This is a genomic window from Streptosporangium nondiastaticum, assembly GCF_003011965.1.
Lineage (GTDB): Bacteria > Actinomycetota > Actinomycetes > Streptomycetales > Streptomycetaceae > Streptomyces > Streptomyces nondiastaticus.
The window spans coordinates 1-14,105 of record NZ_PXWG01000164.1 but is presented as its reverse complement, the minus strand read 5'-3'; the positions used below and the strand labels follow the sequence as shown (position 1 = coordinate 14,105).

The following is a 14,105-nucleotide window of genomic DNA, read 5'->3' as shown; positions in this document are numbered from 1 at the left end:
GGTGACGAGGTCGGCGAGCGGGGTGCCGGGCCGCTCCCGCAGCCGGTCGCGGAAGGCGAGGGCGTTGGCGGCCAGCGCCTCCTCGCTGCTGCCGGAGACCAGGAGGACGTCCGGCGGGGCCGCGGCGGCGGCCGGGCGGGGCGCGGGCTCGGGGGCCTGTTCGAGGACGAGGTGGACGTTGGTGCCGCCGATGCCCAGCGAGGTCAGGCCCGCGCGGCGCGGGTGGTCGCCCTCGGGCCAGGGCCGGGCGGCGGCCGGGATGTAGAAGGGGCTGCCGTCCAGGGCGAGCAGCGGGTTCGGGGTGGTGAAGTTCGCCATCGGCGGGACGACGCCGTGCTCCAGGACGAGCAGCGTCTTGATCAGGCCGGCCAGGCCGGAGGCCACGTCGAGGTGGCCGATGTTGGCCTTGGTCGAGCCGAGAGCACAGTAATGCGTGCGGTCGGTGTCCTCGCGGAAGGCGGCCGTGGCGCCGTCGAACTCGATGGGGTCGCCCTTGAGGGTGCCCGTGCCGTGGGTCTCCAGATAGCCGATGGTGTCCGCGCCGACGCCGGCCCGGTCCAGGGCGCGGCGGACGGCGGCGCGCTGCCCGCCGGCGCTGGGCGCGCTGTACGCCTTCTTGTCCGCGCCGTCGTTGGTGACGCCCCAGCCGCGGATGACGCCGCGCACGGTGTCGCCGTCGGCGAGGGCCCGGTCCAGCCGCTTCAGGACGACGGCGGCGACGCCCGTGCCGCCGACGGTGCCGTCGGCGCCCGCGTCGAAGGCCCGCAGGCGGCCGGACTTCGAGAGGATGGAGCCCTTGACGTACTGGTAGCCCAGCACCTGGGGGACGTGGACGGCGGTGGCGCCGGCGAGGGCGAGGTCGCAGTCGTCGGCGAGCAGCGCCTGCGCGGCCGTCTGGACGGCCACGAGCGAACTGGAGCAGGCGGTCTGGACGTTGACGGCGGGTCCGGTGAGGCCGAGCCGGTAGGCGGTGCGGGTGGCGGTGAAGTCGGGGGCGTTGCCGGTCACGATCTGCATGCCCGCCATCCAGTCGGCGACGGGCGTGCTCGGGAGGACGTTGTTGAGCTGGTAGGTCTCCAGCGTGTACAGGTGGTAGCCCGTGGTGGCGTAGACGCCGACGCGGCTGCCGTCGCGCTCGTCCGGGTAGCCCGCGTTCTCCAGGGCGTGCTGGGCGCACTCCAGGAACAGGCGCTGCTGCGGGTCGGTGAGCTGCGCCTCGCGGGCGCTCATCCCGAAGTGCGGGGCGTCGAAGCCGGTGATGTCGTCGAGGATCCCGGACGCGCCCACGAAATCGGGGGCCTCGTAGCGCTCGGCGGGCACGCCGGCCGCGGCGAGCTCCTCGTCGGTGAAGCGGGTGATGCAGTCCGTGCCGTCGCGGATGATGCGCCAGAAGTCCTCGGGGGTGTCCGCGCCCGGCAGCCGGAAGGCCAGTCCGATGACGGCGACGGCGCGGTCGGTACGGAGTCCGTGGTGGGGCGTGGGTGTCATGAGCTGCGGCCTTCCGCCGTCGATACGTCCCGGGCCGGCCGGTCGTCCCGGCCGCCGGGCCGGTCCTGGCTCCGGGTGGGGGTCCTGCCGCGGCCGAGGAGCACGGCGAGCAGGACGACGCACAGGGCGATGGCCAGCCCGTGGAAGGCGGCCACGACCTGCAGCGGTGAGAACGACTCCAGCAGGGCCGCGCTGACGATCATGCCGAGGCCGAAGCCGGTGTTCTCGGCCGAGGCGGACAGCCCGAAGAGCCGGCCGCGCTCGGCGTCGGGGGCGGCCTGGAGGCGGGAGACGTAGACGATCTCCGTGAAGCCGTCGGCCATGCCGGCGACGAGCGCGGCGATGAGGGTGGGCACGGTGGGCAGGCCGGCGAAGACGACGATGAACGCCGCGGACATCAGGCACGCCCCGAGCGCGAACGCCCGCTCCCCCGGGGTGCGGCCGGTCTTCTTGGTGACCCGGCCGAACAGCTGCTGCGCGACGATGTTGCCGATGGCCCAGGTGGCCCAGAACTGGCTGATGAAGGTGGCCGGGTGGGCGGGGTCCAGGCCGTCCGAGTAGATGGGCAGCGCCACGTTGTGGGACGAGGAGCCCAGTCCGTCCACCGCCCGCACGGCGATCATCACCGCGAGCAGGGGCGCGGTGCGCAGCAGCGTCCGGGCGAAGCCGCCCGCGGCCCCGGCCTCCTCCTGCTCCGCGCCCGCGGCCCCGGTCTCCGCGGCGTCCTCGGCGGCGGCCCGGGTCCGTACGGGCAGCAGGAACAGGACGCTCGCGGAGATCACGAAGGTGACGGCGTCCAGGGCGAACGCCGTGGAATAGCCGAGCTGCGCCACGACCAGGCCCGAGGAGGCGAAGCCCGCGATCATGGCGAGGGAGCGGCCGGTGACGAGCAGGCCGTTGGCGCGGGCCCGGTGCTCGGACCCGACGATCTCCGGCACGCTGGTGCGCAGCGCGACCTGGGAGAGCGTCGAGCAGGAGCCGGTGATCACCGCCAGGGCGAAGAGCAGGCCGACGCGGGCGCCGTCCGGGGCGAGCAGCAGCGCGAGCAGGGCGAGCGCCTGCGTGAGGTCGGCGCCGACCATCAGGCGCTTGCGGTCGCGGGTGGAGACGAGGCGCCCGGCCACGAAGCCCGCGAGGACGCTGGTCACGAGGCGTACGGCCATGAAGAGGCCGGCCGTGAGCGCGCTGCCGGTGACGTGGTAGATGAAGACGTTCAGCGCCACCATGTTCAGGTAGCTGCCGTACGCCGAGATGCCGTTGCCGACGACGAGCAGGCGGAAGTGCCCCACGCGCGGTCCCCCTCCGGTCGCTCTGGGCTGTGGTGCCGCGGTCGGCGGCTTCTTTCACATTCGCCCGGTTCGAAGCGGGGCTGGAGCCACGGAAGTTGGGGACTTGACACGTGACCGGCCTTTGATTAAGGGGCTATTGACCGGTCGGTCACTCTTTTTTGCTTGCATTTAGCAGAGTTCGTGGTTAGATCCCTCTAAAGCGTCGCGCGGGTGGAGGAACTTCACCCGCGGCCGGCCGCAGGCCACCCTTGCCGAGCGGCTCCGCCAGCCAATGGAGACGAGATGTCCGGCCGCAGCGTCCAGACGGGACCGCCGAGCCTGTCGCCCCGCGAGCGGCAGGTGCTGGCCCACATCGGCGCCGGGCTCACCTACCACCAGACGGCCAGGCGACTCGGCATCAGCGTCCACACCGTCGGCACCTACCTGCGCCGCATCCGCGCCAAACGCCCGGCGCCCACGCTCGCGGACCTGGTCCGCCTCAGCATCACCCAGGACGCGGGCCGGAGCGGCTGAACGACAAACAGCCCCCGGATCCGCGGTGCGGTTCCGGGGGCTGCTTCGTGAAGGCGATGCGGTCAGTCGGCGGTGCCGACCGGCTCGGGCCGGGCCTCGGAGGGGTCGGCGGCGCGGGCGGCCTCGGCCTTCTTGGCCTTGATCCGCATGACGACCAGCGAGCCCAGGCCGAAGAGCACCGCGGCGAGCAGGCCGAGCCAGGAGAACTTCTTCAGCCACTCCTCGGCGACCTTGCCGACGGAGTAGATCACGGCGACGGTGCCGCCGGCCCAGACGATGCCGCCGAGCACGTTGGCGATCAGGAACTTCCAGTACGGCATCTTCAGCACGCCCGCGAGCGGGCCGGCGAAGATGCGCAGCAGGGCGATGAAGCGGCCGACGAAGACCGCCCACATGCCCCACTTCTGGAAGGACCGCTCGGCGGTGGCGACGTGGTGCGGGCCGAAGTGCTTGGGGAACTTGCGGCCGAGCCACTCCAGCAGCGGCTTGCCGCCCTTGCGGCCGATGAGGTAGCCGATGGAGTCGCCGATGATGGCGCCCGCGATGGCGCACGCGGCCAGCACGTAGGGGTTGATGTGGTCCTGGGTGGCGGCCAGCAGCGTGGCACTGACGAGGACGATCTCACCGGGAAGCGGAATACCCAGGCTCTCCAGTCCGATGACCCCGCCCACCAAGAGGTAGACGGCGATCGCCGGTACCGTTTCGAGCCACTCCTGGATGTGCAACGCCGGTTCCTCCCCGGTTTGACGATCTCTTCCCGGCGTGCGCCGCGGGGCGCACGCCGGGAAGCCTACTGGAGGAGAGGACTCCCTCAGGCGCCCGCAGGTTGCGGCGGACCGGCTACTTGTTCGGCCGCAGGGTCCAGACGACCGTCATCTCACCGGTCACGGCGCCGTCCTCGCGGGTGATCGCCACGTGCACGGGGAACTCGGGGCGGCCGCCGGCGTCCAGCTCGGCGACGACGTCGGCCGCGGGGCGGCCGAGCTCGGCGGTGGCGGTGACGGGGCCCATGGCGAGCTTCTTGTAGCCGATCTCGGCGCTGACCGCCAGCGGCACCGCGCGCGAGAGCTGGTCACCGAAGGCGGCGAGGACGATCGCGCCGCTCGCGGACTCGGCGAGGGTGAACATCGCGCCGGCGTGCGGGCCCCCGACGTGGTTGTGGTAGTCGGGCTGGTCGGGCAGGCGGACGACGGCGCGCTCCGCTCCCGCCTCCTCGAAGACGAGGTTGAGGGTCTTGGCCATGGGCACGGTGGCCAGGAGCATGTCGCCGATCGAGGGCGGGGTGCTGGTCTCAGACATGCCCGCAAGTTACCAGTCAGTAGTAACGGCGGGGAAGGGGCGGCCTCACCGGGATCACCATCTGCCTCTATGGTTATCGGCCATGTGGCCAGGACAGCAGCCGCCCGGGGGCGAGCAGAACCCGCAGGACTCGAATCCGTACAAGACGCCGGTCCCGCCGCCGGGCCCGCCCTCCGGCGCGCAGCCGGGCTACCAGCAGCCCAACCCGTACCAGCAGCCGCCGACCCTCCAGCAGCCGAATCCGTACCAGCAGCCCCCCGCCCCGCCGCAGCCCGGTGGCCCCGCCGGCGGTCAGCAGTGGCACGCGCCGACCCCGGCCGGCCCACCGGAGCCGCCGCGCGACAACCGCAAGCGGACCACGATCATCGCGGTCACGGCGGCGGTCGCCGTGGTGGCCGCCGCCGTGATCACCGGCGTCGTCGTCCTGAAGGACGACGGCAAGGAGAACGTGGCGCACAACGACCCGACGAAGGCGCCGACCGCGGCCCCGTCCGCCTCCTCGGCGGCCCCGTCCCAGGGCGCGAGCGAGGACCCGGCGGACAACCCCCGGGCGAACGTCGAGGTCAAGCCCGTGATCGACGGATGGAAGGTCGTCACCAACAGCAAGCGGCACGTCGCCTTCGACGTGCCGTCCGAGTGGAAGGTCGCCTCCCCGGGGACGAGCTTCGGCTTCCACGACGAGGACGACCACGGCTTCCCGCCCAACGGCAAGGGCATCAACATGAGCGGCGTGGCCCTCCTCAACGAGGACCGCTGCGAGAAGGACGCCGCCCCCGTCGCCGCCGGCACCAAGGGCGCCCAGGGCGCCAAGAGCGAGGCCGACGCCGCCGAGAACGAGGCCCTGAACTGGCTCTTCTGGGGCTTCGACCAGAAGAAGACCGGGAAGTTCAACTACTCCAAGGGCAAGGAGTTCAAGAGCGACCACGGCATCACCGGCACGTCCGCCTCGGCCACGGTCACCGGCGTCGCGAAGAAGCACCAGTGCGCCACCAGCGCCAAGTCCGTGACGGTGACGTACAAGGACGTCAACGGCGACCTGGCCACGTGGTGCCTCTACAGCGCCACGGGCACCGAGGACGAGGTGCCCGACGACGTCATCAAGAAGATCATGAGCTCTCTCCGGCCCCTGAAGAGCTCCTGAACTCCTGAGCTCCTGGCCTCCTGAACTCCTGAGCTCCCGGTCCCTTGAGCTCCTCCCCCGGCCCGCCGGGCGCCCGCGTCAGCCCACGCTGAACGCCCCGCCCGGCGGCTCCGGCGACCCCACGGCCTCCGCGTCGTGCACCGGCCCGGCCCCGGCGGCGAACCGCTCCAGGGCCGGGCCGTGCTCGACCCGGGCCGGAAAGGCGTCCGCGGCCGCGCGCCGGGCCAGCGCCGCGACGGGCAGCTCGGCGTGCGAGGCGACGAGGATCGCGTTGCCGAAGCGCCGCCCGCGCAGCATCTGCGGCTCCGCGATCAGGCACACGTGCGCGAAGACCTCCGCGAAGGTGGCCACCTGCGAGCGGAGGAAGGTGAAGGGCGCGCCGTCGGCGAGGTTCGCGGCGTAGTGGCCGTGGGGCCGCAGCACCCGGGCGGCGGCCCGCGCGTACTCCAGGGACGTGAGGTGGGCCGGGACCCGGGAGCCGCCGAAGACGTCCGCGACGATCACGTCGGCGGAGGCGGCGGGCGCCGCCTCCAGCTCGCCGCGCGCGTCACCGGCGATCACCTCAATGCCGGAGCCGTGCCGCAGCGGCAGGTGCTCGGTGACCAGCGCGATCAGCCCGCGGTCCGCCTCGACGACGCGCTGCCGGGAGCCCGGGCGGGTCGCGGCGACGTAGCGGGGCAGGGTGAGCGCCCCGCCGCCGAGGTGCAGCACGTCGAGCGGGCGGTCCGGCTCGGCGGCGGCGTCGAGGACGTGGGCGACCCGCTGGGCGTACTCGAACTCCAGGTGGGTGGGGTCGTCCAGGTCGACGTACGACTGGGGCGAGCCCTCCACCGTGAGCAGCCAGGCCCGCGGCCGGTCCACGTCGGGCAGCAGCTTGGCGGTGCCCCAGTCCACGTCCCGGGTCACGGGTATCGGTTCTGCTGGTTCGTTCACGTCCCTATTGTGCGTTCAGGGATGCGCCGCGGAGACCGTGCCGGTGCCGACGGTGCGGCCTCCCTCGCGGATGACGAAGGCGAGGCCGGGTTCGAGCGGCACGTCCCGGTCGAGGGCGACGGCCGCCGTGACGGTCTCGCCGGGGAGCGCGACACCCGGCCCGCCGAGGTGCACGGTGCCGGGGACGCCGGCCGTGCGAACGTGGAACTGCGGGCGGTAGCCGGAGAACACGGGGGTGTGCCGGCCGCCCTCGTCCGCGCCCAGCAGGCGGACGTCGGCGGTGAAGCGGCGGCGGGGCACGACGGTGCGGGGAGCGGCGAGGGTGTCGCCGCGGTGCGCCTCCTCGCGGTGGAGCCCGCGGAGCAGCAGGGCGACGCGGTCGCCCGCCTGTGCGGCGCCGAGCGGCCGGCCGAAGCTCTCCAGGCCGGTGACGATGACATCGCGGGGGCCTTCCCGTCCCAGGAGTTCGACGTGGTCGTGGAGGAGGACGGTGCCGCGCTCGACGACGCCGGTGACGGCGGTGCCGCGCCGGGGCAGGGTGAGGACCCGGTCCACGGAGAGCAGGAACGGCGCGTCCGCGTAGCGCAGGGGCGTCGGCACGTAGGTGTCGACGGCGTCGAGGAGCGCCTCGACGGCGGCGGTCCAGCGCGGGTCGCCGCCGAGGGCGCGCAGGCCGGAGACGCGGACGACCGCGGTGTGCTCGCCGTCGTAGCCGTGGGCGGTGAGCAGGGCGCGGACCTTCCGCTCGGCCAGGTCGGTGCGGTCCGGGTCGCTCGCGTCGGCCTTGGTGAGCGCGACGACGACGTGGCGCACGCCCGTGCTGCGGGCGAGCAGCAGGTGCCCGGCGGTCTGTGCGGCGGGCCCGTCGGCGGCGGAGACGGCGAGGACGGCGCCGTCGATCCGTGCCGTGCCGGCGAGCAGGTTGCCGGTGAAGCGGGGGTGACCGGGCGGGTCGGTGTGGGTGTAGTGGCGGGTGTCGGTCTCGTAGGCGACGTGCGCGCAGGCGACGGTGCCGCTCCGTGCTGCCTCTTCCGGAGCGTGGTCGAGGCGGGCGGGCGGGACGAAGACCGCCCGGCCCCGGTCGGCGAGGACCTTGGTGACGGCGGCGGTGAGGGTGGTCTTGCCGTGGCGGGAGTGGCCGAGGATGGCGATGTTGAGGTGCGGTTTCTGGCGCGGAAGGCCTGGTGGTGGCCGGTGCATGCGGTCGATGCTCGCGCACGGGGTGCGGGGCGTCGAACGGTTTTCGCGGGCCCCGGGCCGCCGCGCGGAGAGGACGCGCGGGCGGCATTCGAGTGAACGTATACGGAAGGAGTGTTCCGCTTCCGCCCGGTCTTTCCGGGATGACGACCTCTTTATATCCCTGTCGGTTAGGCTCCAGCGATGTCCGATCCCGCCGTGCCCTCCCCCGGCCGCCCCGCCGAGCGCCGTCCGCGCGCCCGGCCGTCCGCGTGGTTGCGCCTGGGCGTGCTCGTGGCGCTGCTGGCCGCCGCCGCGGCCACGGTCCTCGCCCTGCACCCGGAACGGCTGCTGGCCGAGGGCTGGCCGCAGTTGTCGGGCGGTGCGGCCGTCGTGCTGTTCTCCATGGCGTACGGGCTGTGCACGGCGGCGTTCGTGCCGCGGCCGATCCTCAACATCGCGGCCGGCGCGTTGTTCGGCGCCCCCGCGGGGACGGCGGCGGCCGTGGTGGGCACGGTGCTGGGCTCGGCCGCGTCGTTCGGGCTGGGCAGGCTGCTGGGGCAGGACGCGCTGCGCCCGCTGCTGCGCGGGAAGTGGCTGCGGGCGGCGGACCGGCAGCTGAGCCGGCACGGCTTCCGCTCGATGATGGCCGTCCGGCTCTTCCCGGGCGTTCCCTTCGCCGCCGCGAACTACTGCGCCGCCGTGTCGCGGATGGGGTGGACGCCGTTCCTGCTGGCGACCGCGCTGGGGAGCGCGCCCGCCACCGCGGCGTACGTGATCGCCGGCAGCCACGCCACGGCGCCGACGTCGCCCGCGTTCCTCGGGGCGACGGCGTTCATCGCGGTGACCGGACTGGCGGCGGTGGTCGTGGTGTGGCGCAAGAAGGGGCCGGCGGCGCGGCGGCTGTCCCGGTCGTAGCAAAGCGGTTGGTCCGCCATCCGGGCGGACCGGCGCGCGCGGGTTCCGCCGGAGTGCTGTCCTGGCCTGGACGCACCGCCGAAAGGAGCCGTCCCGTGATCCCCGTCGAGCAGCTCTCCGACCCCGCCGTACGGACGCTGGTGAGCGCCCTCAACGCGCATGACCGCACCGCCTTCCACGAGTCCCTCGCGCCGGGCGCCACCATGGCCGACGACGGCACCGACCGGAACCTCACCCAGTGGGCCGACCGCGAGGTCTTCTCCTCCAACGGCCACATGGACGTGGAGTCCGAGAGCGAGGACGGCCTGTCCCTCGTCGCCCGCTACCGCAACGACACGTGGGGCGAGATGCGCACCAAGTGGTACTTCACCGTCGACGGCGGGAAGGTGACCCGGTTCGAGACGGGCCAGGCCTGACCCGCCGTCCGCTGCCCGGCATTCAGGAGTCGTTCATCCGGGCGCCGTTCGTACGCCTTTCCCCCTGTGCATGATCGGGCGGCCGGTGCCGCAGCGTCGGCGCGGCTGCGACGACTTGGATGGCACAGGCCCACATGTCTTGGTTCGAATCGTTCGTCCTCGGGCTCGTCCAGGGGCTGACGGAGTTCCTGCCGGTCTCCTCCAGCGCCCACCTGCGGCTGACCGCCGCGTTCGCGGACCGGCCGGACCCGGGCGCGGCGTTCACCGCGGTCACCCAGATCGGCACCGAGGCCGCCGTCCTCATCTACTTCCGCAAGGACATCGCGCGGATCGTCACCGCGTGGTTCCGGTCGCTGTACGGCCGGAGCGCGCGGCACGACCCCGATGCCCGGACGGGGTGGCTGGTCATCGTGGGCTCGGTCCCGATCGGGGTGCTGGGGCTGCTGCTGAAGGACGCGATCGAGGGGCCGTTCCGCGACCTGCGGCTCATCGCCACCACGCTGGTGATGATGGGCGTCGTGCTCGGGTACGCGGACCGGCTTGCGGCGCGCGACGAGCACGGCGGGCGGCACCGCGCCGCGCGACGGCGCAAGGAGCTGCGGGACCTGACGGTGCGGGACGGGCTCGTCTTCGGCCTCTGCCAGGCGATGGCGCTCGTGCCCGGCGTGTCCCGGTCGGGCGCGACGATCAGCGGCGGCCTGTTCCTCGGCTACACGCGGGAGAGCGCGGCCCGCTACTCCTTCCTGCTCGCCGTCCCGGCGGTGCTCGCCTCGGGGGTCTTCGAGCTGAAGGACGCGGGAGGCGCGTCGGGGGGTCACACGGCGTGGGGGCCGACGCTCTTCGCCACGGCCATCGCCTTCGTGGTGGGTTATGCCGTCATCGCCTGGTTCATGCGCTTCATCTCCAGCAAGAGCTTCATGCCGTTCGTCGTCTACCGCATCCTGCTCGGGCTGCTGCTGTTCGCCCTGGTGGCGGCCGGGGTGCTGAGCCCGCACGCGGGCGAGGACGTGAGCTGACAAGCGGGCGCGGGTCGCGCAAAGTCCGGCTCGTACCGTTTCGGGGCGCATTAGTGGGATGAGGTGCCCCACGGCAATACCGGGAAGGTAGCGGACTGGTCACGATTGATGCGGATCGGCGTTCGAGGGCTGGTTACCGAGGGTACGGTTCCCCGGTCGTTTCACACCTCACGTAACCCGAACCACCGGGGGATGCATGCGCACCACTGCCGTCACCGTCGCCGCCTTCAGCCTCGCCGCCGCCCTGTCACTCTCCGCCTGCAGCGACGAATCGAAGGCCGAGACCGTGAAGTCCGACGGCTCGTCGCCCTCCGCCGCCCCCGCCGGCCCGTCGGCGGAGCCCCTGGCGCTGGGCAAGGGCACGGAGACCGTCGGCGCGGGCGGCGGCGGCAAGCTCGACATCGCGCCGGTGAGCGTCGTGTACGCGGCCAAGACCGCGGCCGACAAGCCCTCGCACGGCCTCTACGCCGTGGTCACCGTGCAGGAGCGCCCCATGACGGACGTGGCCGCCGCGGAGACCACGCCGACCGAGAAGGGCGGCTGGCAGTGGATAGCCGCCGACGGCCAGGCCGTCAGCGCCGAGCCGAACGTCTTCGTGCCGGGCTTCGACGCGGGCGGCCCGATCCGGGCCGGCGCCACCCAGCTGCGGGCGCGCACCTTCGACATCGCCGCCGCGCAGCGCGGCGGCACCCTCACCTACACGGACGGCGAGGGCAAGACGTTCCGCTGGCAGATCCCCGCCCAGGACTCCGGGCCGCAGGCGGCCAAGGTCAAGAAGGCCCTGGGGAGCTGACACCGGCCCTCCGGATGCGCACCGGCGCGGCGCGGCGCAGGCTGTGCACATGGGCACGAGAGCGCCGCTGCGGGCGGCCGTGGCCTTCGCGGCCGCGGCCGCCGTGGCGACGGCGGCAGCGGCCTGCGGGGGCTCCGCCGGCAAGGCCGGCACCACGATCACGCTCCCGGGCGGCCCGTCGGCCTCCCCGAAGGCCCGCACGGCCTCCTTCGGCGACACCTATGCGTACCGCGACGGCCTCCGGGTGACCGTGACCCGGCCGGTGAGGTTCACGCCGAGCGGCACCGCCCTCGGCCACGAAGCGGGCAACCAGGCCGTCAAGTTGACGGTCGCCCTCGCCAACAGCGGCAAGCATCCCCTCGACACGGCGGGCGTCCTCGTCACCCTGGAGTCCGGCGACAAGGCCGACCGGGCCCGGCAGGTCTTCGACAGCGCGAGCGGCGTCGGCACGCCGTTCACCGGGACCCTGGAGCCGAACGGATCGGGCAAGGCGTCGCTCGCCTTCGACGTCCCGCCGGGCGGCCTCGGCCGGCTGGACGTCGCCGTACGGCCCGGCTTCGGCCAGGAACACGAGACGGCGCACTGGACCGGTTCGGCGGGGTGACGCATCCGCTGCGCGGGCGGGCGGGACCGGTGATCCACCCGGGCCGACCCCGGCTCCCCGCCCCTGACTAGAGTGACGGCTGCGGCACGGTACGAGCGTCGCCGGCCTGCACCGTCGTGGTGACTCGCCGTTCCGGCGGACATCTCCTTCCCGCCGCAACGGCGCGAAAGCCCGGCGGCGAGGCTCCGGCGGAACGCGCGGCCACCGCAACCGGCGCGTGCGCAAAGGCCCGCCGGGCAGGCACTGCACTGGGAGTCGCTTTGATCGTCGTGGACGCCTCCGCCCTCGTCCTCGCCCTCGCCGACGACGGAGCGCGGGGCGAGAGCGCCCGCGCCGCGCTCGCCGCCGACGCCGACTGGGCCGCACCGGAGCACATCCTGGTGGAGGTGATGCAGTCGCTGCGCGGCATGTACCTCGCGGGCCAGGTGACCGCCGAGCGGGTCGCCGACGTCGCCGGGCGACTGCCGGGCCTGACGCTGCGGAAGGTCCCCGTGGAGCCGCTGCTGGGACGGATGTGGCAGCTCAAGGACAACCTCACGCCGGACGACGCGGCCTACGTCGCCGTTGCCGAGGAACTGGGGGCGACCCTCGTGACGGCCGACCTGCGGCTGCTGCGCGCCACCGGGCCGCGCTGCCCGATCCGGGGCATCACCGACGCCGCCGGCACCACCGCCGCCGCCTCCGGCCGCGCCTGACCCGGACGCCGCCCGGGAGAAAGCCGTGCCGGGCACCCGCCGCGCCACCCACCCCGCTCCGCCGCTTCCGTGAATCCGCCGTTCAGCGAAAGGCGCACGATGACCACCGACGACGACTCCGTACTCCTGCGCCGAGAGGGGCGCGCGGGCCGCATCACGCTCAACCGGCCCCGGGCGCTCAACGCCCTGACCCACGCCATGGTCCGCCGCATCGCCGGCGCCCTGGACGCCTGGGAGCACGACACCGCGGTGACCACCGTGGTGCTGGACGGCGCGGGTGAGCGCGGCCTGTGCGCGGGCGGCGACGTCCGGGCCGTGCACGACGACGTCCGCGCCGGGGGCGGCGCGGCCGCCAGGGAGTTCTGGCGCGACGAGTACCGCCTCAACGCCCGTATCGCCGCCTACCCCAAGCCCTACGTCGCGCTCATGGACGGCCTGGTGATGGGCGGCGGGGTCGGCCTGTCGGCGCACGGCGGCATACGGGTCGTCACGGAGCGCTCGTCGGTGGCCATGCCCGAGACGGGCATCGGCTTCGCCCCGGACGTCGGCGGGACCTTCCTGCTGTCCCGGGCCCCCGGCGAGCTGGGCACGCACCTCGCGCTGACCACCGCCCGCATGGGGCCGGGCGACGCCGTGCACGCCGGGTTCGCCGACCACTTCGTGCCGGCCGCGCGGCTCGCGGAGTTCACGGCGGCGCTCGCGGAGGCGGACCCGGCCGAGGCCGTACGGGCCTTCGCCGCCCCGGCCCCCGCCTCCGGACTCGCCGCGCAGCAGGCCTGGATCGACCACTGCTACGCCGCCGGCACCGTCGAGGAGATCCTCGGCCGGCTGACGGACAGCGGCGTGGCCGAGGCCAAGGAGGCGGCGGAGGCGATCCTGGGCAAGTCGCCCACGGCCCTCAAGGTCACGCTCAGCGCGCTGCGCCGCGCGCGCCTGCTGCCCGGACTGGCCGGGGTCCTGGAGCAGGAGTACCGCGTGATGTGCGCGTCGCTGGCCGACCCCGACCTGCTGGAGGGCATCCGCGCGCAGGTCGTGGACAAGGACCGCAGGCCGCGGTGGCGGCCGGCGAAGCTGGAGGACGTGACGGACGCGGACGTGGCGCGGCACTTCGCCGCGGCGCCCGGGGGCGGGCTCGGCCTCTGACCGTCCCGCCCTCTACGTGCCGAACAGCTGCGTCCAGTACGTACCCGCGCGGCTGCCGGTGGCGTAACCGACCCCGATGTACGCGAAGTCCGGTTTGAGGATGTTGGCGCGGTGGCCCGGGCTGTCCATCCAGCCCTGGACGACCTCCGCCGCGCTGCGCTGCCCGCACGCGATGTTCTCGCCGATCCCCGGGTGCGGAGCCCCCGCGGCCCGTGCCCGGTCCCAGGGCTCGGTCCCTTCGGGCGAGGTGTGGGCGTAGAAGTCGCGGGCGACCATGTCGTCGCTGTGCGCCTGCGCGGCCGCGGCCAGCCGGTGATCGGCGGCCAGCGGGCGCAGCCCGGCCGCGGCGCGCTCGGCGTTGGTGAGCGCGGTGACCTCGGCGGTCAGCCGGGCCAGTCCCCCGGGCGTCATGGGCGAGGCCCACAGCGCCGTCCAGTAGACGTCCCCGGCGGGGCCGCTGACGTGGGCCACGCCGGTGTGGACGACGGCCGGGTCGCGCAGCGGCCGGGCGCGCCCGGGGTCCGCGAGGCAGTACGCCACGAACTCGGCGGGGGTGCGCGGCCCGGACACGAGGTGCTCGGCCACGGTCAGGCAGCGGTAGCCGGCCGCGGCGACGCGGTGGTGGAGCGAGGTCCCGTCCGGGGCCTCGGCGGCGAGCCGGCCCTGCGCGGCCATGCCGGC

16 protein-coding genes are annotated in these 14,105 nt (G+C 74.0%); 9 read left to right on the top strand and 7 right to left on the bottom strand.

The annotated features are described in order from the left end of the window. Both B7P34_RS31905 and B7P34_RS31900 read right to left on the bottom strand, forming a co-directional pair. On the bottom strand, positions 1 to 1,488 hold a 1,488-nt coding region (locus tag B7P34_RS31905), incomplete at its 3' end, for a beta-ketoacyl synthase N-terminal-like domain-containing protein (protein ID WP_146166989.1). Beyond that, a complete protein-coding gene (locus B7P34_RS31900) occupies positions 1,485 to 2,777 on the bottom strand; it encodes an MFS transporter (protein ID WP_106681672.1) in 1,293 nt (430 codons plus the stop codon). The genes B7P34_RS31900 and B7P34_RS31905, both read right to left, overlap by 4 nt. Before the next feature lie 282 nt (positions 2,778 to 3,059). On the opposite strand from B7P34_RS31900, the gene B7P34_RS31895 reads away from it, so the two are divergent. Continuing rightward, complete coding sequence (locus tag B7P34_RS31895) at positions 3,060 to 3,290, top strand: response regulator transcription factor (RefSeq protein ID WP_106681671.1); 231 nt, start codon at positions 3,060 to 3,062, stop codon at positions 3,288 to 3,290. Positions 3,291 to 3,352: 62 nt separating this feature from the next. On the opposite strand, the gene B7P34_RS31890 is transcribed toward B7P34_RS31895, so the two are convergent. Next, complete coding sequence (locus B7P34_RS31890; protein WP_106681670.1) at positions 3,353 to 4,015, bottom strand: DedA family protein; 663 nt, start codon at positions 4,013 to 4,015, stop codon at positions 3,353 to 3,355. A 115-nt stretch (positions 4,016 to 4,130) separates the two neighbouring features. Then, entirely contained in the window at positions 4,131 to 4,589 is a 459-nt protein-coding gene (locus B7P34_RS31885; protein WP_106681669.1) for a DUF4442 domain-containing protein, read from the bottom strand. A gap of 82 nt (positions 4,590 to 4,671) precedes the next feature. On the opposite strand from B7P34_RS31885, the gene B7P34_RS31880 reads away from it, so the two are divergent. Further along, on the top strand, positions 4,672 to 5,730 hold the full coding sequence (locus B7P34_RS31880; protein ID WP_106681668.1) for a hypothetical protein: 1,059 nt from the start codon (positions 4,672 to 4,674) through the stop codon (positions 5,728 to 5,730). Between the two features lie 78 nt (positions 5,731 to 5,808). Here the strand turns inward: B7P34_RS31880 and B7P34_RS31875 are convergent, their stop codons facing one another. Continuing rightward, entirely contained in the window at positions 5,809 to 6,663 is an 855-nt protein-coding gene (locus B7P34_RS31875) for a spermidine synthase (RefSeq protein ID WP_106681667.1), read from the bottom strand. 15 nt (positions 6,664 to 6,678) lie between these two features. After that, positions 6,679 to 7,863, bottom strand: coding sequence for a GTP-binding protein (locus B7P34_RS31870; protein WP_106681666.1), 1,185 nt, complete (start codon positions 7,861 to 7,863; stop codon positions 6,679 to 6,681). Between the two features lie 180 nt (positions 7,864 to 8,043). Between B7P34_RS31870 and B7P34_RS31865 the strand changes: the two genes are divergently transcribed. From B7P34_RS31865 to B7P34_RS31835, 7 genes are all read left to right on the top strand, one after another. Further along, positions 8,044 to 8,757, top strand: a complete 714-nt coding sequence (locus B7P34_RS31865; protein WP_106681665.1) for a TVP38/TMEM64 family protein — start codon at positions 8,044 to 8,046, stop codon at positions 8,755 to 8,757. A 95-nt stretch (positions 8,758 to 8,852) separates the two neighbouring features. Beyond that, positions 8,853 to 9,173, top strand: a complete 321-nt coding sequence (locus B7P34_RS31860; protein WP_106681664.1) for a hypothetical protein — start codon at positions 8,853 to 8,855, stop codon at positions 9,171 to 9,173. Positions 9,174 to 9,307: 134 nt separating this feature from the next. Beyond that, the gene (locus tag B7P34_RS31855; RefSeq protein ID WP_106681673.1) at positions 9,308 to 10,189 is read left to right on the top strand and encodes an undecaprenyl-diphosphate phosphatase; all 882 of its coding nucleotides are present in this window, start codon (positions 9,308 to 9,310) and stop codon (positions 10,187 to 10,189) included. Positions 10,190 to 10,385: 196 nt separating this feature from the next. Continuing rightward, a complete protein-coding gene (locus B7P34_RS31850) occupies positions 10,386 to 10,982 on the top strand; it encodes a hypothetical protein (protein WP_106681663.1) in 597 nt (198 codons plus the stop codon). Between the two features lie 49 nt (positions 10,983 to 11,031). Continuing rightward, entirely contained in the window at positions 11,032 to 11,586 is a 555-nt protein-coding gene (locus B7P34_RS31845; protein ID WP_106681662.1) for a DUF4352 domain-containing protein, read from the top strand. 269 nt (positions 11,587 to 11,855) lie between these two features. Beyond that, positions 11,856 to 12,281: a type II toxin-antitoxin system VapC family toxin gene (locus B7P34_RS31840; protein ID WP_223268429.1), complete on the top strand. Its 426-nt coding sequence runs from the start codon at positions 11,856 to 11,858 to the stop codon at positions 12,279 to 12,281. Positions 12,282 to 12,380: 99 nt separating this feature from the next. After that, a complete protein-coding gene (locus B7P34_RS31835; protein WP_106681660.1) occupies positions 12,381 to 13,424 on the top strand; it encodes an enoyl-CoA hydratase/isomerase family protein in 1,044 nt (347 codons plus the stop codon). 12 nt (positions 13,425 to 13,436) lie between these two features. Here the strand turns inward: B7P34_RS31835 and B7P34_RS31830 are convergent. Continuing rightward, positions 13,437 to 14,105: CAP domain-containing protein (locus B7P34_RS31830; RefSeq protein WP_146166988.1), on the bottom strand; the 669-nt coding region annotated here is incomplete at its 5' end.

Coding starts and splice junctions, on each gene's coding strand:
- B7P34_RS31895 (WP_106681671.1), top strand. CDS start 3,060: ATGTCCGGCCGCAGCGTCCAGACGGGACCGCCGAGCCTGTCGCCCCGC.
- B7P34_RS31865 (WP_106681665.1), top strand. CDS start 8,044: ATGTCCGATCCCGCCGTGCCCTCCCCCGGCCGCCCCGCCGAGCGCCGT.
- B7P34_RS31850 (WP_106681663.1), top strand. CDS start 10,386: ATGCGCACCACTGCCGTCACCGTCGCCGCCTTCAGCCTCGCCGCCGCC.
- B7P34_RS31880 (WP_106681668.1), top strand. CDS start 4,672: ATGTGGCCAGGACAGCAGCCGCCCGGGGGCGAGCAGAACCCGCAGGAC.
- B7P34_RS31855 (WP_106681673.1), top strand. CDS start 9,308: ATGTCTTGGTTCGAATCGTTCGTCCTCGGGCTCGTCCAGGGGCTGACG.
- B7P34_RS31870 (WP_106681666.1), bottom strand. CDS start 7,863: ATGCACCGGCCACCACCAGGCCTTCCGCGCCAGAAACCGCACCTCAAC.
- B7P34_RS31835 (WP_106681660.1), top strand. CDS start 12,381: ATGACCACCGACGACGACTCCGTACTCCTGCGCCGAGAGGGGCGCGCG.
- B7P34_RS31845 (WP_106681662.1), top strand. CDS start 11,032: ATGGGCACGAGAGCGCCGCTGCGGGCGGCCGTGGCCTTCGCGGCCGCG.
- B7P34_RS31885 (WP_106681669.1), bottom strand. CDS start 4,589: ATGTCTGAGACCAGCACCCCGCCCTCGATCGGCGACATGCTCCTGGCC.